The organism is Mycobacterium sp. NPDC049093 (assembly GCF_040704635.1).
Classification (GTDB): Bacteria; Actinomycetota; Actinomycetes; order Mycobacteriales; family Mycobacteriaceae; genus Mycobacterium.
Genome location: NZ_JBEZJS010000002.1, coordinates 362583 through 383590 on the forward strand (window position 1 = coordinate 362583; position 21008 = coordinate 383590).

Annotated in this window: 18 protein-coding genes; 8 read left to right on the forward strand and 10 right to left on the reverse strand. The window is 65.1% G+C overall.

The genetic code is table 11. The features are described from left to right. Window position 1: 1 nt before the first annotated feature. The gene (locus AB0876_RS07265; RefSeq protein ID WP_055119353.1) at window positions 2-865 is read right to left on the reverse strand and encodes an SDR family oxidoreductase; all 864 of its coding nucleotides are present in this window, start codon (window positions 863-865) and stop codon (window positions 2-4) included. Between the two features lie 218 nt (window positions 866-1083). Between AB0876_RS07265 and AB0876_RS07270 the strand changes: the two genes are divergently transcribed. Beyond that, complete coding sequence (locus tag AB0876_RS07270; protein WP_526041606.1) at window positions 1084-1263, forward strand: hypothetical protein; 180 nt, start codon at window positions 1084-1086, stop codon at window positions 1261-1263. A 147-nt stretch (window positions 1264-1410) separates the two neighbouring features. Further along, window positions 1411-1608 carry a hypothetical protein gene (locus AB0876_RS07275; protein ID WP_064878604.1) on the forward strand — a complete coding sequence of 66 codons (198 nt, stop codon included), beginning with the start codon at window positions 1411-1413 and terminating at the stop codon, window positions 1606-1608. Between the two features lie 63 nt (window positions 1609-1671). Here AB0876_RS07275 and AB0876_RS07280 read toward each other — a convergent pair whose 3' ends face one another. The 3 genes from AB0876_RS07280 to AB0876_RS07290 form a co-directional block, all read right to left on the reverse strand. Next, window positions 1672-2607 (reverse strand): class I SAM-dependent methyltransferase, encoded by a 936-nt coding sequence (locus AB0876_RS07280; RefSeq protein WP_526041607.1) that lies wholly within the window; start codon window positions 2605-2607, stop codon window positions 1672-1674. Then, complete coding sequence (locus AB0876_RS07285; RefSeq protein WP_526041608.1) at window positions 2604-3566, reverse strand: SAM-dependent methyltransferase; 963 nt, start codon at window positions 3564-3566, stop codon at window positions 2604-2606. Before AB0876_RS07285 ends, AB0876_RS07280 begins: the two co-directional genes overlap by 4 nt. 71 nt (window positions 3567-3637) lie before the next feature. Further along, entirely contained in the window at window positions 3638-4273 is a 636-nt protein-coding gene (locus AB0876_RS07290) for a TetR/AcrR family transcriptional regulator (RefSeq protein WP_526041609.1), read from the reverse strand. Window positions 4274-4396: 123 nt separating this feature from the next. Between AB0876_RS07290 and AB0876_RS07295 the strand changes: the two genes are divergently transcribed. Both AB0876_RS07295 and AB0876_RS07300 read left to right on the forward strand, forming a co-directional pair. Further along, window positions 4397-4972: a TetR/AcrR family transcriptional regulator gene (locus tag AB0876_RS07295; RefSeq protein ID WP_526041610.1), complete on the forward strand. Its 576-nt coding sequence runs from the start codon at window positions 4397-4399 to the stop codon at window positions 4970-4972. Between the two features lie 11 nt (window positions 4973-4983). Further along, window positions 4984-7128: an FUSC family protein gene (locus AB0876_RS07300; RefSeq protein WP_526041611.1), complete on the forward strand. Its 2145-nt coding sequence runs from the start codon at window positions 4984-4986 to the stop codon at window positions 7126-7128. Window positions 7129-7132: 4 nt separating this feature from the next. Here AB0876_RS07300 and AB0876_RS07305 read toward each other — a convergent pair whose 3' ends face one another. After that, entirely contained in the window at window positions 7133-8107 is a 975-nt protein-coding gene (locus AB0876_RS07305; RefSeq protein ID WP_526041612.1) for a pirin family protein, read from the reverse strand. 75 nt (window positions 8108-8182) lie between these two features. Further along, entirely contained in the window at window positions 8183-9865 is a 1683-nt protein-coding gene (gene ptsP / locus AB0876_RS07310) for a phosphoenolpyruvate--protein phosphotransferase (protein ID WP_526041613.1), read from the reverse strand. A 102-nt stretch (window positions 9866-9967) separates the two neighbouring features. Between ptsP and AB0876_RS07315 the strand changes: the two genes are divergently transcribed. Genes AB0876_RS07315 through AB0876_RS07330 form a run of 4 tightly spaced genes read left to right on the forward strand, consistent with a single transcriptional unit; the run spans window position 9968 to window position 14000 of the window. Next, window positions 9968-10735: a DeoR/GlpR family DNA-binding transcription regulator gene (locus tag AB0876_RS07315; protein WP_491840454.1), complete on the forward strand. Its 768-nt coding sequence runs from the start codon at window positions 9968-9970 to the stop codon at window positions 10733-10735. Then, window positions 10732-11700: a 1-phosphofructokinase family hexose kinase gene (locus AB0876_RS07320; protein ID WP_526041614.1), complete on the forward strand. Its 969-nt coding sequence runs from the start codon at window positions 10732-10734 to the stop codon at window positions 11698-11700. Before AB0876_RS07315 ends, AB0876_RS07320 begins: the two co-directional genes overlap by 4 nt. After that, window positions 11697-13706, forward strand: coding sequence for a PTS fructose transporter subunit IIABC (locus AB0876_RS07325; protein WP_526041615.1), 2010 nt, complete (start codon window positions 11697-11699; stop codon window positions 13704-13706). Before AB0876_RS07320 ends, AB0876_RS07325 begins: the two co-directional genes overlap by 4 nt. A gap of 36 nt (window positions 13707-13742) precedes the next feature. Beyond that, window positions 13743-14000, forward strand: coding sequence for an HPr family phosphocarrier protein (locus AB0876_RS07330; RefSeq protein WP_064878625.1), 258 nt, complete (start codon window positions 13743-13745; stop codon window positions 13998-14000). Between the two features lie 156 nt (window positions 14001-14156). Here AB0876_RS07330 and AB0876_RS07335 read toward each other — a convergent pair whose 3' ends face one another. The 4 genes from AB0876_RS07335 to AB0876_RS07350 form a co-directional block, all read right to left on the reverse strand. Next, a complete protein-coding gene (locus AB0876_RS07335) occupies window positions 14157-15086 on the reverse strand; it encodes a hypothetical protein (RefSeq protein ID WP_526041616.1) in 930 nt (309 codons plus the stop codon). A 1339-nt stretch (window positions 15087-16425) separates the two neighbouring features. Beyond that, window positions 16426-17214 (reverse strand): hypothetical protein, encoded by a 789-nt coding sequence (locus AB0876_RS07340; protein ID WP_526041617.1) that lies wholly within the window; start codon window positions 17212-17214, stop codon window positions 16426-16428. Window positions 17215-17389: 175 nt separating this feature from the next. Further along, on the reverse strand, window positions 17390-19741 hold the full coding sequence (locus tag AB0876_RS07345) for a TPR repeat domain-containing protein (protein WP_526041618.1): 2352 nt from the start codon (window positions 19739-19741) through the stop codon (window positions 17390-17392). A 210-nt stretch (window positions 19742-19951) separates the two neighbouring features. Continuing rightward, window positions 19952-20722 carry a type VII secretion target gene (locus AB0876_RS07350; RefSeq protein WP_526041619.1) on the reverse strand — a complete coding sequence of 257 codons (771 nt, stop codon included), beginning with the start codon at window positions 20720-20722 and terminating at the stop codon, window positions 19952-19954. Between the last annotated feature and the right edge of the window lie 286 nt (window positions 20723-21008).

Genomic DNA, 21008 nt, shown 5'->3' on the forward strand with positions numbered 1-21008 from the left:
TTCAGCCCAGCTTGAAGCTGGCCTGCTGAGCGGCGGACAGATCGGTGATCTCGCCCCACTTGGCGGCGATCTCGTCGACCGAAGGCACCTCGCTGAAGGTGATGCCGTCATTCTGGAACAGCGCGGTGCGCTGCACTTTGCCGCCGCCCACGATGAACACCGAGTCGGTGTCGGGCAGTTCCTCGGTCATCAGGTAGGCCACCACCGGGGCGACGTACTCGGGGGTGAGCTTCTCGAACACCTCGGGCGGCAGGATGTCCTGCGTCATGCGGGTGGCGGCGATCGGCGCGACCGCGTTGGTCTTGATGTTGTACTTGGCGCCTTCCTGGGCCAGCGTGTTGATCAGGCCGACCAGGCCGAGCTTGGCGGCACCGTAGTTGGCCTGCCCGAAGTTGCCGAACAGGCCGCTGGTGGAGGTGGCGACGACGACGCGGCCGAAGCTCTGCTCGCGGAAGTGCGGCCACGCGGCGCGGATCACGTTGTACCCGCCGTAGAGGTGCACCTTGAGCACGGCGTCCCACTGCTCGAACGTCATCTTGTGGAAGGTGCCGTCACGCAGGATGCCCGCGTTGCTCACCACACCGTCGACCTTGCCGAACTCGTCGATCGCGGTCTTGATGATGTTCTCGGCGCCCGCCTGCTCGGCGACGCTGTCGTAGTTCGCGACGGCACGGCCACCGGCGGCCTTGATCTCGGCCACCACCTCGTCGGCCATGTTATGTCCGGCGCCGGACCCGTCACGGGCACCGCCCAGGTCGTTGACGACGACGCTAGCGCCCTCACGGGCGAGCGTCAGGGCGTATTCACGGCCCAGACCTCCACCGGCTCCGGTGACGACGACAACGCGATCCTGCACTCCTGGCATGGGGATTCCTCCTCGATAACGGGCCGGGAAACGGCTCAGCTCCCCTCCTGTATACGGCGGGCGGATAACTCCCGGTCAACCGGGTCGGTTACCGCCCGGGACGACGCATTTCTGCCACCGAACGGTCAATTGCCGCCAACCCCGCTGATCAGGAATCAACCGGCACTTCCTTTAGTTGAACCAATCAAGAAAGCAAGATTTAGAAAGAGGCAGAGGAAATGAAGAAGTTCGGGATTGGAGCTGGGTTCAGCACAGTCGTCGCCAGTGGTCTGGCCGCCGCAGTTTTGGGCCTGGCAGGCCCGGCTTCCGCCGATGTGTCCCACCACGATTGGCTGAATCAGATCGGCCCGCACGTGACCGTGCCGCACGTCGACACCACCGTGCACCAAAGCCACTGAGGCGCCTACGCGCCGGCAGATGCGACTCGCACGAACTGACCGATTGGTGAGCACCGTCACCGCGTCCATGACGCGTTTAATAGGAATAAACGCCCAGGTCCGACGGTTGTTCACTGCGGAATGTGTTCGCAAAAAGGATAGAAATAGATGAAAAAGTTCGGAATTCCCGCAGTACTCGTCAGCGGAGTGGCCACCGCCCTTCTGGGCCTGTCCGCCCCCGCCTCAGCCGGAGTTGACCACCACCTCTGGGTGCACCAGATGCATCAGAAGGCCACGGTTCCCCAGGTCGACACCACGGTCAAGCACACCAATGTGAATCGCACCAAGGCGATGTCGAACCGCTGATCGACAACGAAAACGAAAGGGGCGCCCCACAATCGGGGCGCCCCTTTCGTCATGTCAAAGGACTCAGAGCTTCTCGGCCGTGACAAAGATCGAGAACGCGTCACGCTCGGGCTCCTCGCTGAGCTGGACCAGGCGACCCAACCGGCGCATCTCGTCCAACGAGTGCACACCCTCGGCCTGCCAACCGTGCGACCGCAGCCATTCCGCGACGTCGGCACGATCGGGATCCTCGTACATCAGGTCGGCGACCGACAGCGCGGAGCCCATGTTGAATTGGTCGGCGAACCTCTCGAAACGTTCGCGCATCGCCTCACGGCGCTCGGCCGAACTAACCCCTGCCGTCTCGGCCGCGAGCCGACTACCCGGTGCCGACAACTCGGTGACCAGCTCGAACAACCGGTCCTGAGCATCGGCCGGCAGATACATCAGCAGCCCTTCGGCCAACCAGGCCGTGGGCACGCTGTCATCGAAACCGGCCTCCCGCAGCGCCGTCGGCCAGTCCTGGCGCAGGTCGATGGCCACCTCACGCCGCTGCGCCGACGGCTGCGCACCGTGGGCGACCAAGGTCTCGACCTTGTACTCCAGCACCTTCGGCTGGTCGATTTCGTAGACCGTGGTGCCGGACGGCCAATCCAGCCGGTAGGCGCGGGAATCCAGCCCCGAAGCCAAGATGACGACCTGCCGGATGCCGGCCTGCGCGGCTCCGGCGAAATACGCGTCGAAGAAGTGGGTGCGCACCGCCTGGTAGTTGCCCATATGCGCGAAGATCTGCGCGGCCTCGGCGTCGACGTCTTCGATCTTGCTGACAAAATCGTTGTCCAACAACGTGTCCCATACCCCGGTACCCGCACCGGCCACCAGAATCTTGGCGTACGGGTCGTTGATGAGCGCGTCCTCGCGTTCGGTCTCCCCGGCCCGGGCGGCGGCGACCATCACGGCCGTCGACCCCACGCTGGTGGCGATGTCCCAGGTGTCGTCGTGGCTGCGCAGTGAGCTCATCGGGTTTCTCCGTCCAATCGGGCGCGCAACAGCACGCTGTCCAAACCGAGTTCAGCCAGTTCGTCTGCGTCGGCCGCACGGCCCAACCGGGCCATCTCGTCGGCGCTGGACACCGCGTCGACGTCCCAGCCGTGTGCAGCGAGCCATTCCGCGGCGTCAGCGCGACCGTCGCACGCGTACATCAGCGCGTCGGCATCGATGTCGAGCCCCAGCGAGGCGCGCATGTGCTCACCGCGGGCCCGACGTGCGGCCCGCTTCTCCGGCGTGAAGCGCGCCGGATCCATGGCGAAGTCCTCGACCGCGACGCGGCTGCCCGGCGCGCTGTGTGCGCCGACGAGTTCGAACAGCTGATCCTGCGCCTCGGCAGGCAGGTAGGGCAGCAGCCCCTCGGCCAGCCATGCGGTGGGCTGCCCCGGGTCGAAGCCCGCGTCGATCAGTGCCGCGGGCCAATCGTCGCGCAGGTCGACCGGCACCGGCACGTGCTCGGCGCGGGCCAGCGCGCCGTGCGCCTGCAATGTCTCGGTCTTGTAGTGCAGCACCTTGGGCTGATCGATCTCGTAGACGATGGTGCCGGCCGGCCAGTCCAGCCGGAACGCCCGGGAGTCGAGGCCCGCGGCCAGGATCACGACCTGACGGATGCCGTCATGGGTGACCTCGGTGAAGTAGTCATCGAAGTAGTGGGTGCGCACGGCCTGGTAGTTGCGGGCCATGTCATGAATGCGGTGAGCCTCCGGATCGTCACCGATCCAGTGCGGTTCGCTACCGGCCAGCTGCGCCCACGCCGGACCTGCGGCCGCCACCAGGAGGAAGGCGAACTCGTCGCGAATCAGGGGTTCGGCCTGCACGGTCTCGGCAGCACGGGAGGCGGCCACCGCCAGCGCAGTCGCCCCGACGCTCTCGGTGATATCCCAACTGTCGCCTTCGGCCCGACCCGGCCGTACATCGCTCAGATCAGTCATTTGCCAAACAATGCTACCGAATACTTAGTCGATCTATGCGGTGCTGTGGGGTACCTCACGGCACCGCTGCATCAATCGCGCAGTTGCCAGAGCTTGTTCGCCATCAGCAGTTCGAACTTGTCGACGATGACCGCCACGTCGTCACGACGGCCCACGTAACCGGCGTAAAAGCCCATTCCCCACATCACTGCCACCAGCATCTCCACGATGGCCGGGATGTCGGTGTCGGTGGACAATTCGCCGCCCGCGATCGCCTCGTCGACTGCCCACTTGACGAACTCCCGCGAGCTGCGCAATGCGTCGTGCTCCTCGGAGATGAGCTCGGGATGGCGCTGTGCCTCCAGCACCGAGGTCACCAGGAATGCCGCCGCCGACCGGTCGGTGGACTCGGCATCCATGGCCGCGGCGAAGAACGCCGAAATACGGTTCAGCAGGCTGGTGGCTTCCCGCGCCTTGGCAATGCCCGCGGCGATCACTTTCGCATTGGTCTGCTCGACCACATCGCGGTACAGAACACGTTTGCTGCTGAAGTAGTGGTTGATTGCCGGGCGGGTCAGATCCGCGCGGATCGCGATTGCCTGAAATGTAGCTGCGTCGTAGCCAAGTTCGCTGAAAACTTCACGGGCTGCGCGCACGATGCGTTCGCGTGTCTCCGCTGCCTTTGCTGCGGGAGGACGTCCAGGTCCTCGACTCGCCATGTGGGCCACACTCAAATTGTGCCACACGTCACCTGAGAGACCCGATACCGTCATGTTCGTGTGCGTTATATGCGGCTGACCAGCAAAGCCCCGCCGTGCCGAAAATGTCGACGACGAACTAGCGTTAACCGGATGGCGGGGGTGGTATCGCGGGAGGCGTACTTCGAAACCGGTCTGGACGTGTTGTCGGATCTCGGGTACGGCGGGCTCAAACTTGCCGAGGTGTGCAACCGACTCGGCGTCACAACCGGGTCGTTCTATCACTACTTCCCCAACTGGGCTTCCTACACGCGGGAACTGATCGCGCACTGGCGCGAAGCACGGACCCGACGGGTGGTCGAAGCACTGCGCGCCGATCACGACCCCCACCACCGGATCCTTTCCATCATTCAGGAGGCACTGGCCCTGCCGCACGGCGCCGAGGCCGCCATCCGGGTGTGGAGCTCGCTGGACCCCGACGTCTACGCCGTTCAGGCTGAGGTGGACCAACTGCGCTTCGACATCGTCTTCGAATCCGCCTACGAGATCATCGGCCACGAACGCAATGCCCGGTACTACGCGGCCTGGAGCCTGTATCTGGTGATCGGCTTTGAGCAGGCCACCCTGACGCGGGACCCCGACGCCCTGGAGTGGATCTCCTTGCAAATGCGCGACGCGCTGGAATCAGGCCGCTTCACTCCGGCCGCCGGACCGGACCAACCGGTCTAACATCGGCGATCATGCTGACCCCGGCCGAGATCTGGCACCGGGCAGCTGACCGCCTGCGCGATAAGGACCCCGATTACGACGCGCTGCGCCGTGCCGTGCGGGCCGCCATCGTGCTACCCGTCGCCGCGGCCGTGGGCTTCGCCGTCGGGGGCGACTCCCAGACTCCGCTGTTCGCGATCTTCGGTGCGGTCTCCCTGCTCATCACGGCCGACTTTCCGGGCAACCGGCCGGCCCGCGCCCTGGCCTACGGCGGCCTGGCCCTCAACGGGTTCGTACTGATCGTGCTGGGCACGGTCCTGGCTCCGTACCCGTGGCCGAGCGTGGCGGCGATGTTCGTCGTCGGACTGGTGGTGACGTTCTCCGGAGTGCTCAGCGAGATCGTCGCCGCCGGGCAACGCGCCACGCTGCTGCTGTTCGTGCTGCCGCTGTGTACACCCGTGGGTCCGATTCCCGACCGGCTGCTGGGCTGGCTGATCGCCCTGGTGGTGTGCGTGCCTGCCGCGCTGTACCTGTTTGCGCCCCGCCACCACGATGAGCTGCGCCGCGACGCCGCGCGGGTATGCCGGCTATTGGCCGACCGGCTGGAAGGCCAGGCCTCGGACCGCGACGTCACTCGCGCGATGAACGCGCTGTACGCCAGCTTCCTCGGCGCCGACTACCGACCCGTCGCTCTCAGCGCGGGCAGCCGCGCGCTGGTGCGTGTCGTCGACGATCTGGGCTGGATCTGCGACCAGATCACCGACCAGACGGGCGAACTGCTGGGTGCCACGCGCGAACCCACGGTGCGGGTACTGCGCGACAGTGCCGCCCTGCTGAAGATTCATGATCGCGCCGAGCGTGCCGCCCGCGAAGCCGATCTGCGCGCGGCTCTCGCCGAGCAGCGCACCGTGGCCCAGAGCAGTTACCGCGAGGACATCACCCAGATCCTGAGCATGGCCGACGACGCGTCCGCCGCCAAGGTCGGCGGGATCCTGCTGAACCGGCGCACCATCTCGGCCACCATCGCCGTCACCGGACGCGTCATCGGCAATGCAGCGCTGGCCGACGCCCGCCCGGTGTGGGCCCGGGTGCTGGGCCGGCGGCTACCCGAAACCGGGGCCGCGGATTGGGTGATGCCCGAGACCGTCGCAGTCGCCGCCATCACCCGCGGCCTGGTCGCCTCGCGCGCGGTGGTGCTGCGCAACAGCCTGCGCACCGGGCTGGGGTTGGCCCTCGCGGTGGCCGTCACCCACCTGTTTCCGGTGCAGCACGGGTTCTGGGTGGTGCTGGGTGTGATGTCGGTGCTGCGCAGCAGCGCGCTGGACACTGGGACGCGGGTGTTGCGCGCCGTGGCCGGTACGACGATCGGCTTCATCCTCGGCGCTGTGCTCATCGAGTTCGTCGGGGTGGACCCGATGGTGATGTGGATCTTGTTGCCTCTGGTGGCATTCGGGTCGGCCTATGTGCCCAAGGTCGGATCGTTCATCGCCGGGCAGGCGGCGTTCACCATGATGGTGCTGATCAACTTCAACCTGATCGCACCGACAGGTTGGCGAGTCGGGTTGGTCCGGGTGGAAGACGTCGTGGTCGGCGCACTCGTGGGGATCGTGGCGTCGGTGCTGTTGTGGCCACGGGGTGCGACGGCCTCGGTATCCAAGGCGATCGATCAGGCCCGGGCGGTGGGCGCACGGTTCCTCGATGCCGCCGTGCTGCGGGTGACACGGGGCGCCTCCGAGGCGGCCACCGATCGCGTGATCGCACTCGGGCATGACACCCTCACCGCCACGCGCACACTGGATGACGCTGTCCGCCAGTACCTTTCGGAGACCGGCGGGCCCACCGACCAACGCGCCCCGGCGGTGCGGGCAGCCAACCGGGTCATCCGGGTACGGGCGGTAGCAGAGTTGATCGCCGACATCGTGCCCCCACCGCTGGGCGTCTATCCGCAGACCCGCTCGGTGATCGAGGAGCATGCCGCGGCGATCTGTGCCCGGCTCACCGGCGCGGACACCACGTCGGAACTGATACCGATCGGCGAGAGCTTCGTGGTGTCGTTACGCGCCGAGGCCACCGGAACGGATCTGGCGGTCTCGGCGGCCCTGCCGCTGGTGACGGCTGCAGCGCATCTCGGCGAGCTGGAGTTGTTGTACCCACAGCCCGCCGAGTCGGTGGGTTAGTCGGTCAGTTCAGGGGCCGGTGCGGCATCAGCGCATTCGGCGGAATCTGGCCGAACTTGCCCGCCTGGTAATCCTCCAGCGCCTGGATGAGCTCGGACTTCGAGTTCATCACGAACGGACCGTAGTGGAAGACCGGTTCCCGGATCGGCTTGCCGCCCAGCAGCAGAACCTCCATGGCGGGCCGGTGTGAATCCTGAGTTCCCTCGGCAGACACCGTGATCCGGTCGCCCGGGCCGAGCACGGCCAGTTGGCCCTGGTGGATCGGATGACCGACGGGGCCGACGCTGCCGCGCCCGCTCAGTACGTACACCAGCGAGTTGAAGTCGCGGTTCCACGGCAGGTTGAGCTGCGCACCCGGTTCGATCGTGGCGTGCGCCATGGTGATCGGGGTGTGCGTACTGCCCGGGCCCTGCGCACCGTCGATCTCGCCGGCGATGATGCGGACCAACGCCCCGCCGTCCTGCGAGGACAGCAGCTTGGCGTCGGGACCTTCGATGGCCTGGTAACGCGGCGTCGCGAACTTGTCCTTCTTGGGCAGGTTCACCCACAGCTGGATGCCGTGGAACGTGCCGCCGCTCTCGACCAGTTCGGCCGGCGGGGTTTCGATGTGCAGGATGCCGGACCCGGCCGTCATCCACTGGGTGGCGCCGTCGGTGATCAGACCGCCGCCGCCGTGTGAATCCTGGTGCGCGAACCGGCCGTCGATCATGTAGGTGACGGTTTCGAATCCGCGGTGCGGGTGCCAGTCGGTGCCCCGCGGTTCACCGGGCTGGTATTCCACCTCGCCCATCTGGTCCATGTGGACGAACGGGTCGAGGTCGGCGGCGCTGACTCCACCGAATGCGCGGACGACGGGGAATCCCTCGCCCTCGTATCCGCGCGGGCCGGTGGTGATCGAGCGGACCGGGCGTTCGGTCTCCGCCGCCTGAGCTGCCGCGATACGGGGCAGGGTCAAGGTGTCTGCGGTGATGGCTGGCATTCCTACCTCCTGTTTGTAGTCTTATGCCAGCTATAACCGGACTGCGGTCCGATTATTCCCCGGGGCGCTCCCCCGTCAGGCGAGAGCGGCGAGCGCAGCCTCACGGGCCTCGGCAGCTGTCGCGGTGTCGAGCACCGCCTCTGCGGCGGCGCGGCACTGCTGCAGCGTCACCTGCGCGAGCTTCGCGCCCACCGCAGCGATCGCGGCCGGCGCCATCGACAACGACGTCACACCCAGGCCCACCAACACGGCGGCCAGCAGCGGATCGGCCGCGGCCTCACCACACACACCGACCGGCTTGCCCGCCACCGCTCCGGCCCGCGCCGCCATCGCCACCAGAGCCAAAACCGCGGGCTGCCACGGATCGGTGAGGGCGGCCAGATCGGCCGACATCCGGTCGGCGGCCATCGTGTACTGCGCGAGGTCGTTGGTGCCGATCGACAGGAACTCGACGTGCTCGAGGATCTTGTCGGCCAACAGTGCCGCGGCGGGCACCTCGATCATCACGCCCGGCGTCAGCCCGTACGAACGCGCTTTGGTGGCAAAGCTTTTCGCCTCCGCAGCGGTGGCGATCATCGGTGCCATAACCCATGGTGGGTTGCCGGTCTGCTCGGCCGCCGCGCCGACCGATTCGAGCTGACGGTCCAGCAGGCCAGGATTGCCCTCGGCGATGCGGATGCCACGCACGCCCAGCGCCGGGTTGACCTCCTCCGGATGACCTGCGAACTTCAACGGCTTGTCCGAACCTGCGTCGAGGGTCCGGACCACCACTTTGTGCCCGGCGAACGCCTCGAGCACCTCGCCGTAGATCTTCGCCTGTTCGTCGACGGTGGGCTCGGTGTCGCGGTTGAGGAAGCACAGTTCGGTGCGGAACAGCCCGACGCCCTCGGCAGGGGTTTCGCGGGCAGCGCGAGCGGCGGCACCGTCCTGGACATTCGCCAAGATGGCGACGGTATGGCCATCCGCCGTCGCGCCCGGGCCGGCCCACTGCCGGGCCGCCAGCGCCTCCCGTTGCGCAGCGGCCACTGCCGCGGCGGCCTCCGAGGCGTCGGGGTCAGCGGTGACGGTGCCCGCCGTGCCATCAAGAAGAACCATCGCGCCGGCGGCGACGGCGTCGAGACCACCGACGGCCACGACGCAGGGAATTCCCAGCTGGCGGGCGATGATCGCGGTGTGGCTGGTCGGCCCACCGAGCGTGGTGGCCAAGCCGACCACCAACTGCGGGTCCAGTCCGGCGGTGTCGGCAGGTGCCAGATCCTCGGCACACAGGATCGACGGGGTATCCGGCAGCGGCACACCGGGTTCCGGCAGCCCGGAAAGCTCGGCGATGACCCGGTCGCGAATATCCCGCAGGTCGGTGACACGTTCGGCCATCAGCCCGCCGAGCTGCGTGAACAACTCCACGAACTGGTCCACGGCCTCGGTCACCGCGCGGACTGCCGGAGCGCCTGCGGCGATCCTCTTGTCAGCAGCGCCGAGCCAGGCCCGGTCCTGGGCCAGCGTCGCGGTGGCGGCGAGCACCTCTGAGGCGGCACCCGTGGCGTGCGCGGCCCGGTCCCGCAGCCGGGTGGCGACCTCCGTCGCCGCAGCCGCGAAACCCCCCGCTTCGGCCGGCCGGTCCGCCTCAGGGATGTCGCCGGCCGGCACCTCGATCTGCGGGAGTCTGCTGACCCGGATCACGGGTGCGTACTGCACCCCCGGGACCACCGGAACCCCGCGCAAGACGATGGGTGACGCAACGGATGCTGTAGTGCCCATGTGAGCCACATTACAAGAAAACGTTGACAAGTCAACACAGTCAGGCGTAAAACAACACATATCAACATCTCGTCAGGCTCGAACCCACACAAACGGAGGCTCATGTACGCCGAGGAGCGCCAGCAGGCCATCGCCGCGCTGGTCATGAGCAGGGGCCGCGCCTCAGTCGCCGAACTCGCGCAGACATACGACGTCACCACCGAAACCGTCCGTCGAGATCTGGCGGTGCTCGACAAAGCCGGCGTCGTCCGCCGGGTGCACGGCGGAGCCGTCCCCGCCCGGACCCTTCACCTCGTGGAAGCCGGAGTCGGCGAACGCGACACCACCCGCGCCGCGCAAAAGGATGCCATCGCCGCGGCTGCAGTCGACTTCTTCCCCCTCACCGGTGCCAGCGTCCTGCTGGACGCCGGGACCACCACCGCCCGCGTCGCCTCGCAGGTGCCGACAGACCGGGAGCTCACCGCGGTGACCAACTCGGTGCCGATCGCCGGCCTCCTGGCCACCATGCCGACCGTCACCCTGCAATTACTGGGTGGACGGGTCCGCGGCCTCACCCAGGCCGCCGTCGGCGAGCAGGTGCTGCGGGTACTCGAAACGCTACGGGTGGACATCGCGTTCATCGGCACCAACGCCATCAGCGTGCGGCACGGACTCTCGACGCCCGACACCGACGAGGCAGCCGTCAAGCGGGCCATGGTGCAGGCCGCGAATTACGTTGTAGTGGTCGCAGACTCATCAAAGGTCGGCCAAGAGGACTTCGTCAGCTTCGCCCCCATCGACAGCGTCGACACCCTGATCACCGACAGTGAGATCTCGGATGCCGACCGCGCACAGCTCACCGCACACGGCGTCGAGGTGGTGATCGCATGATCATCACCGTCACCCCGAACCCCAGCCTGGACCGCACCGTCACATTGAGGGCGCCGTTGGCGCGCGGAGCTGTACAGCGCGTCGACTCCGTCACCGTCGAACCCGGCGGCAAGGGCATCAACGTGGCCCGAGCTCTGACCCTGGCCGGCGTGGCCGCCGAAGCCGTGCTGCCCGCAGCTGACACTGATCCCCTACTCGCGGCGTTACGGGCGCACGGTGTGCCGTTCACCGCCGTTCCGATCGCGGAGCCGGTCCGCACCAACGTCGCCATCACCGAATCCGATGGCACCACAACCAAACTCAACGAGCGCGGCGCCAGGGTGAACGCTGACACGCTGTCGGCGCTCACCAGCTGTCTGCTGGCCAAGGCCCAAGAAGCATCGTGGTTGGTGTTGTCCGGGTCGTTGCCGCCCGGGGTTCCGGTCGGCTGGTACGCCCACGTGGTGAGGCTGCTGGCGCCGCTCGACTGCCGGGTGGCCGTCGATACCTCCGAAGCGCCGCTGGCCGCGCTGGCCGCCGCGTTCGAAGTGGCCGCGCCCGATCTGATCAAGCCCAACGCCGAGGAGCTGGCCGACCTGGCCGGGGTATCGGCTAACGCCCTGGAAAGCGCTGCGGCCCAGGGTGACGTGTCATCGGTGGTGGCGGCCGCCGGCCGGCTCGTGGAGCGGGGCGTCGGCGCGGTGCTCGCCACATTGGGGGCAGCCGGCGCGGTCCTCGTGGACAGTGCGGGTTCCTGGCTGGCCACGCCGCCGCCGATCGTTCCGCGCAGCACCGTCGGCGCGGGCGACGCCTCGTTGGCCGGCTACCTGCGCGCCGCCGACGCCGGTGCCGAAGCCCCGCAACGACTGCAGATGGCCGTCGCCTACGGCAGCGCCGCCGCGGCACTGCCCGGATCCGCCCTACCCACGCCTGCCCAGCTCGACCTCGACGCAGTCCGCACCCACCCCATGAAGGTGTCGCCATGACCCAACCGATCATCACTCCCGAGCTGGTCCTGCTCGACGTCGACGCGGGCGGCGACAAGCAAGCCGTCATCACGCGACTGGTCGGTGCGCTCGCCGAGGCGGGTCGCACCGACGACATCGACGGTCTGGTGGGTGCCGCAATGGCCCGTGAGACTCAGTCCGCCACCGGACTGCCCGGCGGCATCGCGATCCCCCACTGCCGCTCGCCCTACGTCGAGACTCCCACGATCGGCTTCGCCCGGCTCGCCCCCAAGGTCGACTTCGGAGCCCCGGACGGACCAGCGGATCTGGTGTTCCTGATCGCCGCACCGGAATCCGGTGGGGCCGAACACATGAAGCTGCTGTCCAGCCTGGCCCGCGCCCTGGTCCGCAAGGACTTCGTGGCGTCACTACGGGATGCCACGAGCGTCGACGAGGTGGTGGCGCTCGTCGACGGCGTGGTGAATCCGGCTCCTGCTACTGCCCCGGTCACTGAGTCCGAACCGGCCAAGGCGGTGTCGATCGTCGCAATCACCGCCTGTCCCACCGGCATTGCCCACACCTACATGGCGGCCGACGCGCTCAAGCAGGCCGCCGAGTCTGCCGGGGTGAGTTTGACGGTCGAAACCCAGGGTTCGTCCGGCAGCACCCCGCTGCCCGCGGCGACGATCGCTGCGGCCGATGCCGTCATCTTCGCCACCGACGTCGGGGTCAAGGACAAGCAACGTTTTGCCGGCAAGCCCGTCGTCGCCTCCGGCGTCAAACGCGCCATCAACGAACCGGAGGTCATGATCTCCGAAGCCATCGGGGCCGCAGGCAATCCCAACGCCCCGCGAGTGGCGGGCTCGGTCGACGAGGCGGCTCCAGCCGCGTCAGGGGACGTGGGCTGGGGCACCCGCACCCGGCAGATCCTGCTCACCGGCGTGAGCTACATGATCCCGTTCGTCGCGGCCGGCGGTCTGCTCATCGCCCTGGGCTTCCTCTTCGCCGGCTACGACATCGGCAACACCCCGGACGGTGCCGAACCTCTGTCCTACGGCATGAACTCGCTCGGCCACCACATCGCGGTCACCAATACCCTGGCCGACCTGCCACCCGGTGGTCTGACGCAGTACCTCGGGGCGGTGCTGTTCACGCTCGGCGGACTGGCCTTCATGTTCCTGGTGCCCGCCCTCGCCGGCTACATCTCGTTCGCGATCGCCGACCGGCCTGGCATCGCACCGGGTTTCACCGCAGGAGCGGTGGCAGTGTTCGTCGGCGGCGGGTTCATCGGTGGCATCGTCGGCGGTCTGATCGCCGGGTTCGCCGCGCAGTGGATCAGCTCGTTCAAGGTGCCACAGTGGTTCCGGGGACTGATGCCCGTGGTGGTGATCCCGCTCGGTGCGTCACTGATCGTGGGTCTGTTGATGTTCCTGCTGCTCGGCCGGCCGCTGGCCGCGCTGACCACCGGTCTGACCAACTGGCTCAGCGGCATGACCGGGACATCGGTCGTCATCCTCGGTGTCATTCTCGGTTTGATGATGTGCTTCGACCTCGGCGGCCCGGTCAACAAGGCGGCCTATGCATTTGCGACCGCGGGCCTCAACGTCGCCGACCCCGCCACACTGCGCATCATGGCCGCGGTGATGGCCGCCGGCATGGTGCCGCCGCTCGCGATGGCGCTGGCCTCGACGCTGCGGCCACGGCTGTTCACCGAACCCGAACGCGAGAACGGCCGCGCCGCATGGCTGTTGGGCGCGTCCTTCATCTCCGAAGGCGCGATCCCGTTCGCCGCCGCCGATCCGCTGCGGGTCATCCCGTCGATGATGCTCGGCGGCGCCGTGACCGGCGGGCTGATCATGGCGTTCGACGTCACGCTCAAGGCCCCGCACGGCGGCATCTTCGTGTTCTTCGCGATCGGGAACCTGCTGTGGTTCCTGATCGCCCTGGCTGCCGGCACCGTCGTCAGCGCCCTGGCGGTCGTTGCGGCCAAACAGCTCGCAAAACCATCTGTCACGCCGGAAGCTCCGGCGCTGGCCACCGCCTGAGTCACAACTCTCTCGTCACAACCCTAAGGAGAAACAATGCCCAGCAAGACTGTCACCGTCGGTTCGGCCATCGGCCTGCACGCCCGCCCTGCGGCGATCATCGCCGAGGCCGTCGTCAATGCCGGAGTGCCCGTCACCCTGTCCATGGATGGTGGCGAGCCCGTTGACGCCGGTTCGGCCCTGATGATCATGACGCTCGGTGCCGGTAACGGGGCTCAGGTGACTGTGGACTCCGACGACGCCGATGCGTTGGCCACTGTTGCCGGGTTGGTGGAGCAGGATTTGGACGCGTAGGTCGTCGGTTGGTACACGTCATCGCCCCGGGGTGCGTGAGGCCACAGCCGATGGGGCTCCCCCACCTCAGTGCGCGCGGCAATATTTCATCGGCCGAGATCGATGCGCTGCGGAGGGTGATGTAGATGAGAAGCTTTGCCTATCGACTGGAGTGAGCTAGCCGCCCGCAATTGCACGGAGCGTGCCCTCGTATTTCGCCACGGCGGACTCGAGCTCCGAATACGCAGAAAGATAGTTGATGAGTTGGGCGTTATACAAGCTGAGTGGACCGCCCTTCAAACTGGTTGGAGAAACGAGACCGCCGTCTTTGTCGAAGTATTCAGCGCTGATTCGTGGATCGTGTCCATGGACCATTCGTGAGACGATCGCGAATCGCAATTCAGAGGCCGCGACGCCTGGAATCGAGGATCTATCGCCCGGGACTGCTACCCGCTCGCTACGAGCCAACAGCCCAAGCAAACGAGCAGACCATTGAGCATAGCTCCGCTCAGTGTGGTCATCGGGAAGGGTTGGATTAGCAGCCGCAAATTCCGCGAATTGTGTTTGATAATTTCCAGCGCGCACCTTTGCTTCGGAGATAAAGTTCTCCTGAGCGGGTGTTTTTCTCATGGCAGTGAAAACCGACGCGGTTCTTTGGAGGATGCTATCCAATTTGTCGAGGGGTTCGAATCCTGACGTTCCTCGGGAATCGCCGATCATCGCACCTTGGTACGGGACCAGCGCTTCTGCGTACGCAGCTAATAGTTCCGGGTTTCCAGCGGGAGCAACTCCTCGTTCGTCTGATTGGTCGCCCAAAAATCCGGCAAGTGCATGAGCGGCAACGCCGGCCTGTTCGGATGTTGCCTGATCGGGAGATTCTGCGGCAGCGGAAATCCACTCAAATAACTCGGCGGGTTCGCGGCCCTGGTCGGGCCAGTCATACCCGGTGATCTCCCCGAGGAACTCGGTACCGTCATTGTCTGTGAGCAGTGCTGCGATAGCTGCGGGACTAACGTCAGTTGGAAGAACGGGCTTGGTTGGTGAGCATCCGGTGCCGACTAACGCCACTGCACAGACGATGGCCAATATCGCATTTTTGAGTTCCATCTATCATCTCTCGCTCGCGTCAAGGCCTGTTCGGGGGAAGGCCGTTGATCCGGTTGAGGTCATTACGGAACGCCCCCACAAAGGAGTCGATTGAGTCAAATTTCGACGTATTGCTCAGCAATTGTACGTTATACAGTGTTCTCTGGGCGTCCGGTATATCAACCGGCGATTTCAATTGGTCAAATTCGTTGAGAAAATCTGTCTAGACTGATCTTTATGTCATGCATCGAGGGCGTCCGACCAGGCAACGCCTCGGCCATTGGTATGATACGCACGCCCGGGGCACGTTCCTAATGCCGTATCGACCAGAATTTCCTGTTGTCATATGAATCGCTTGCCGCTTTTAGTGCCCCATCGGGTCACCGATTCGCGCGGTTCGGCCATCCAGGTGCGGCGGGCAAGGTGGGGAAGGCCGATTTCGGGTAGTCAGCCCCCACGATGAATGTGCGACTCTCCGGCGGGCCTTCAACGAGTGAGAGACATTTCTCCTTGTCACTGGCATTCCCGGGCGAGTGCGCCAGCATTAGAAAGCCTCCTTGGTGGTTCGTAACTCGCCACCCACCGAACACGTTCTCGACCGGTGCGCGGGCCGGACCTTGCTGCGGGGGCAACACCGCTCCGTCAGTGTCGGGTGCCCGTAGGCCGATCCGGACTGCATTGATGCCCGCGTAAGGACCTGTTCCGCCGACGTTTGCCTCGAACCCGTCGTCTGTCCGCACGGCCGTACCGTAGGAGTAAGCACACGCGACAACGGCGACATCTCGACCTGACTGCTCTATCCGAACTACGTGGTGGCGGAAGGTACCGATCCATGTCTCCGGGCTATCAGGTGTCGGCCAGAGTTCGTCCGTCCCGTCAGGCCCCTCTGGATCATTGGCGTCAACAGCCTGCCGGAATCCCGGATAGAGATACTTCTCGTCGTCGGTGAGATAGGCGAGGTAGTACGACTCCATGTAAGCCCGCGCTGCAACCGCAGCACCTTTGGTCAAGTCAATTCCCGGCTCCGCCGTCCACGTCACGGTGAAATCACCCAGTGATCCAGGTCAGCCGGCCGCAGCTGGTTCCGGGGCTCCCGTGTCGCTCGACCTACAACCAACAACGATCAGGATCATCACGACATGGACAACTGCCAGCCAGCGCCTACCCATCAATGCCTTCCTCCTTCTCGTCCAGCCAGGGATGTTTCTGGGTGTCCGGATCTTGGATAATGGATTCAGTGAACGCGAGCTGAATGCGTACAGGTTGGACTAATCCGGTCACCCTGGATCCCCATACGATGTCTCGAAATCTGCAGCAGTGAATAGACCAACGGCGCAAAGTCCTAAGTTGAGATTCACGCTCAATCGGCGTCGGGCCAGCCCGGCACAGCCGGCTCGACCGGCGGCCGATGGTCAAGCACCGTTGTGGCGCGCTGGGCTCGTTGCTCGGCATCAAGGGGGTAGCGGTCAAGGCACTGCTGGCGCATCTTGCCTTCCGCCGCAATGGCTTCATCGGTGCGCTGGGATAATTCCGGCTGCCGTAGGCCTGGATAGTCGCTTTCCACCCAGAAGCTCACTTTTTGAGAGCCGGCAACAAACCACGGCCCGAACACGTCAGTGCGCGGCGCGGGCAAGGGCCCCTCCTGGGGTGCAGCGGGCGCAGGCCTCGGTGCGCCACCCGCCGATGGGCCACGGTCAGTGAATTCGATCCGCCACACCGCCATGTTGTGGATATCGGGTTCCTTGGTGTTGACGGAGGCATCGTGGTAAATCGGCGTGTACTGCGTAGATCCGGGCCCACGCAGATACAGGCCGTATGTGGCGTCGCAGACAAACGCCCGGAACCCCGCCTCCATCGGCTCCAGCCGCAGGATGTTCAGATCTTCATTGCCCACGAATCGTTGATCGGGGTCATCGAAAAAGGGTTTGCCGGTGTAACCGCCAACCTCCCGTTGCGCAAAAGGCGTGCTCAGCCAATCGGTAGAGGTGCGTTTCACCGACTCCGGCGTGACGCGGTGGAACCCGGGAAAAGCGGCATCGAGGTCACCGGTGTAAAGAGTGATCAGCCAAGATTCGAGGTAGGCGCGCAGCGGAACCGCCCGGCCCGTAGCCAGATCTGTCCCAGGCGCTGCGCTCCACCGAAATCGCATGTCGGCCAACTTCTCTGGCCAGCTCGGCTTCTGGGCGGATGGAGACGTCGGCGGCGGCGCAGGTTCTGACTCGGAGCGACAGCCTGTGAGCACAAGCAGAAGAGCCGCCGCAACGCACAGCAGTGCACGCGCATTCCGAGGCGCCTGTTGGCTTCGTACGGAGTGCATGGGGTCGCTACTCTGGTGGCTTGATCTTGTCGAACTCGCCTTCGGACGCATAAATCGCGTTCCCATAAGCCTCGATCCATTTGTTGAACGGACGATCGTTGTTGTCGGTGACCTTGTTGACGTAGTCCTCGATCGCATCCTGGACATTGGGCATACTCATGTTCACATGCCCGTTTTCGTCGAGGAGTCCCCGTGCGCGGAGATCGGCGAGATCACCGACGTTCTGGCTGGCGAGGTATTGCCCGACGGTCGCGACGATTGCATCACTCTCGCGCAGCGGCATGGGTGCCATCGCCTTAGATTCAGGCGGATCGCCCACGAAAAGTGCCCGCAGCGGGTCACCCGGGATATTGTCGTAGAACCCAATCGGCCCTTTTAGATGCGGCGAGAGCGATGCCACGTCGTGGATCCCATCAAACCACTCGCCCCGCTTCTTCCAGGCATTTTCCGCCGCGCTGTGTTCATCCGCACCTTCGTCCAATTGATGAATGTACTCACCCATGTCCATCGCGCCCTGCAACTTCCCGGCAGCCTGCAGCGACTCACCTCGGGGAATATCTCCATGCGCCAGGCCATCTGAGTAGTCGGCGATGTACGCCTGCCACACGTTTGCGGCTTCGGCATTGAACTTGCTCGCCACGGTCACGGCCGGGTGACCGTCGGCAGCGGGGGAAATTTCTGTCTGGTTGGAGTCGATCACAGCGAACAATCCCCGCAGGTTGTTTGCGTTCCCGCCCGCGTCCAGTGCGGAGAAACCTTTCGTCTCATCGATAACGTGCCCACTCATATCGTCAAGATAAGGCACACTGGCTTCTGAAAGCGCCTGCACCAGCGCAGGATTCACCTGGCCCAACGCCTCTCTGCCCCCCATGTTGAGCAGTTCTTGATAGTGCTCGCCAACGTAGGAATCGAATGCGTGGACGGTCTGACCGGCCCGCTCGGAGTGGTCGGACACATCAGGCAACAGGGCCCCGGCAGCCGTCCCACCGTCGGCCCAGTCGTGCCAGTTCAGATCATGGATGAAATTGTCGTTGCGGGAGTTTCCGTCCGCCCCAGCGGTGATGTCGTGCACAGCCACTGGGTCATTCGACGCGGCAGACAGCATGTCCTGCAACGTCGGGTCGATGTGGCGATGAGCCCAATCCTCGCCGTAGGCGGGGCCGAGCCGACTCTTCTGCCCGTAGTCTTCGAGCATTTCACGTGACTGTGCTAGCAACCCCTCGTTGATTGCGCTCCCTCGTTGAAATGCCGGATCACCGAACTGGCTGATCGCAGCAATATCCCGGTACTCATCGAGGTTTCGATACGGAAATTCTGGATGGTACAACGGCCCGGGCGGGACTCCCTCGTTCATCAGCGGATCGTCGAACACGTCACGGATGCTTTGCGGCAGATTATCTTTACCACCATTGGTAGGAACGTAGCCGTTGTCGCCGGGCTTTAGGGACGCGTCGACGGGTTCCGTCCGCAGATGCTCACTGCCCACCAGGTGTAGCGCGTTGCCCACCGCTTTCGCATCCTCGGGCGGAAGTCCATCGAGGATGGTTCTGATCTCGGATGGCGACTTGCCGTCGAGTGAATCCGATAACCCGTTGAGGTAGGCCATCTGCTCCGGCGGAATCGTGACATCTCCATGGTCGAGCGCCGCCGTATCCACATTGATGGCGTCAGTTAACCGCTGACGTTCCTCGGGCGTGAGATGCCCATCGGCGAGCGAATCACCGTCGCGATGGCCATCGTCCGCAGCGTGCTGCGTGCCCTCTTTACGCTTATCTTCCTCGGCCTTCGCCTTGTCGTCTTTTTCCTTGTCAGTAAGCGCCTGGACATCGCCGTTCTTCTCGTCCTTTTTGTCGTCCTTCTCATTTCCGACATCCTGGAACTCACCTTTTATGGCTTGGACCCGTCCGCCGATGGCGTTCATCTCGCCGGTCGACGTCTGAACGATGTTGCTTACCTTGGAAATACCGGCGTTGGCAATCTGCAGCAGCTTTTTGTCCCTGTCCGTAGCGCTAGTGTCGCTGGGGATCGAGTTCACCGCGCTAGTCACCCAACTTTTGACCTGGTCGAGGTTCTGCCGGCCCGCGGCAACCACATTGGCGGCGTTGGTAACCTCGGCGGCCATCCGCTTGTCGAGGTCGGCCAGCCTGCCGAAGACCTTGGCATGCTCATTGTTCTTGGCTGCATATGCCTCCGAGGCCGGGCCCCGCCAATTCGGCCCTGCCGTAGCAGCCTCGACTGCCGCCTTCGCCTGCTGAAACTTTGAGCTTGCGTCGAACTGAGTCCCGTCCTGAGGGGTGCCCTGGCCAAAAGTTTGCCGCGCTTTCGACCACGTCGAATTAAACGCGTCCAATACACCCACTCGAGCCTCCCCGGGATATCGACGGTGACGACTCAGTATCTCAGCAGTTCCGGCACCGCGGAGGCGGCAAATTCCGCAGATATGAATCCGCCGAGCGCACAGAACAATCCACGCTAAGCCCCGGCGCGAAACCCCGTCACACGTTCACGCTCAAGATCCGCACATTGAGGCCTGTCTGACGCGGGCACGACTAGTGGGGACCCTCCGGTGTTACATGTCGCGGGCGGTTCGCGGGTGAACCCGCGGCAACGACTCTGGCAGGGGTTCATGCGGAGCCTCGTCACGGTGCAGCGGGGGTAAACCCTGCAGCTCTCGCATCCGCTCCTCGCTCATGATGCCCGCTTGAGCAGGCGCCTTTTCGCCCTTGTCAGGTGCTCCCGCTCCATCGGATTCGGCCGCCCCTACCGCTGGCGCTTCGGGGCCCGTCGCGCCTGCCCCGCCGGCCGCACCTTGGGTCGCCGCTTGGACGATGCCCTGCACGCCCTGCATCACTTGCTGCGGCACCTGCGTCAGACCTTGCACGATGCCTTGGACCGGCTGCGTAATTCCCTGCATCATCTGCCCGGCCATCTGAGAGAACTGGCCCATCATCTGGCCCCCGGCCTGCATCCCGCCGTCCTGGCCGCCGTTCGGACCACCACCGGCGGCATTCGATGAGCCGGAACTAGGCCCGCCCGCCATACGATCGGCTTGCGCCTTCAGCTTCTCGGCGGCCTCCATATCACCGCGCTCATACGCTTTCGCGGCCTGACGGAGAGTTTCGGCCATCCGTTCGGAAACGGCCTTCGTAGCATCCACTGCCGCACTGCGTGCATCAGAGGCACCGGCGAAATCGGCCGGGAAGCCGATGGTTCCATGACTATTGGCGACCTCTGAAAGTGCGGGCGAACCATTCATCACCGCGCCCACGTCCGCAGCGACGTTGTCGAGTTGCCCTCCCAAAGCCGCGACTGCGCCGGTGGAGGCTCTCAGTTCCGTCATCGCCGTCCTCCCTTAGGGGTGTTCCTGTACGCGCTAATTCTAGGCAGCGCCCCGTTGCGTCAGTGACAGAACATTTTCTTCCTGCACGGCCAGAGCCCGATGACTGAAGCCACCCGTAACGGCCTCGACACCGTGGCCCCTTCGGGCCCGCTCACGCCCGCAACTTGCCGGGTGCAACACTCACTGCGGGCACAAAGCGTTATCAGCCTCACCTGGGCACCCTTATGATTGCCTGCGTGCAAATAGCCGGACGGCTTGAAGTGAGAAGATGCGTTGTCGAGCAGGC

Excerpts from the sequence above, each read along its gene's own strand:
- AB0876_RS07265 (WP_055119353.1), bottom strand. The coding sequence starts at position 865 with ATGCCAGGAGTGCAGGATCGCGTTGTCGTCGTCACCGGAGCCGGTGGA.
- AB0876_RS07270 (WP_526041606.1), top strand. The coding sequence starts at position 1,084 with ATGAAGAAGTTCGGGATTGGAGCTGGGTTCAGCACAGTCGTCGCCAGT.
- AB0876_RS07275 (WP_064878604.1), top strand. The coding sequence starts at position 1,411 with ATGAAAAAGTTCGGAATTCCCGCAGTACTCGTCAGCGGAGTGGCCACC.
- AB0876_RS07280 (WP_526041607.1), bottom strand. The coding sequence starts at position 2,607 with ATGAGCTCACTGCGCAGCCACGACGACACCTGGGACATCGCCACCAGC.
- AB0876_RS07285 (WP_526041608.1), bottom strand. The coding sequence starts at position 3,566 with ATGACTGATCTGAGCGATGTACGGCCGGGTCGGGCCGAAGGCGACAGT.
- AB0876_RS07295 (WP_526041610.1), top strand. The coding sequence starts at position 4,397 with ATGGCGGGGGTGGTATCGCGGGAGGCGTACTTCGAAACCGGTCTGGAC.
- AB0876_RS07300 (WP_526041611.1), top strand. The coding sequence starts at position 4,984 with ATGCTGACCCCGGCCGAGATCTGGCACCGGGCAGCTGACCGCCTGCGC.
- AB0876_RS07305 (WP_526041612.1), bottom strand. The coding sequence starts at position 8,107 with ATGCCAGCCATCACCGCAGACACCTTGACCCTGCCCCGTATCGCGGCA.
- ptsP (WP_526041613.1), bottom strand. The coding sequence starts at position 9,865 with ATGGGCACTACAGCATCCGTTGCGTCACCCATCGTCTTGCGCGGGGTT.
- AB0876_RS07315 (WP_491840454.1), top strand. The coding sequence starts at position 9,968 with ATGTACGCCGAGGAGCGCCAGCAGGCCATCGCCGCGCTGGTCATGAGC.
- AB0876_RS07320 (WP_526041614.1), top strand. The coding sequence starts at position 10,732 with ATGATCATCACCGTCACCCCGAACCCCAGCCTGGACCGCACCGTCACA.
- AB0876_RS07325 (WP_526041615.1), top strand. The coding sequence starts at position 11,697 with ATGACCCAACCGATCATCACTCCCGAGCTGGTCCTGCTCGACGTCGAC.
- AB0876_RS07330 (WP_064878625.1), top strand. The coding sequence starts at position 13,743 with ATGCCCAGCAAGACTGTCACCGTCGGTTCGGCCATCGGCCTGCACGCC.
- AB0876_RS07335 (WP_526041616.1), bottom strand. The coding sequence starts at position 15,086 with ATGGAACTCAAAAATGCGATATTGGCCATCGTCTGTGCAGTGGCGTTA.
- AB0876_RS07340 (WP_526041617.1), bottom strand. The coding sequence starts at position 17,214 with ATGCGATTTCGGTGGAGCGCAGCGCCTGGGACAGATCTGGCTACGGGC.
- AB0876_RS07350 (WP_526041619.1), bottom strand. The coding sequence starts at position 20,722 with ATGACGGAACTGAGAGCCTCCACCGGCGCAGTCGCGGCTTTGGGAGGG.